Here is a 265-nt window from a genome sequence, read left to right as displayed (position 1 = left end):
CGAGCGGGCGGGCCTCGACATCCTCGGACTCGAGGCGGGGGAGGACGTGGGCGGCACCTGGTACTGGAACCGCTACCCGGGTGCCCGCTGCGACGTCGCGAGCATCGACTACTCGTTCTCGTTCGACGACGCCCTGCAGGGCGAGTGGCGGTGGAGTGAGCGCTATGCCACGCAGCCCGAGATCCTGCGTTACCTGAACCACGTCGCCGACCGGTTCGACGTCCGCCGCCACTACCGCTTCGGCGAGCGCCTGGCCGCCGCATCC

Annotated in this window: 1 pseudogene; it reads left to right on the top strand. The window is 70.6% G+C overall.

The annotated features are described in order from the left end of the window. A pseudogene (locus SB658_RS24630) lies at nt 1-265 on the top strand (cyclohexanone monooxygenase); the annotation flags it as partial.

Origin of the sequence: Bacillus sp. SIMBA_008, assembly GCF_046535495.1 — a bacterium.
GTDB lineage: Bacteria > Bacillota > Bacilli > Bacillales > Bacillaceae > Bacillus > Bacillus subtilis.
The sequence above is the reverse complement of the archived record's forward strand: the minus strand, read 5'-3'. Positions and strand labels throughout refer to the sequence as shown.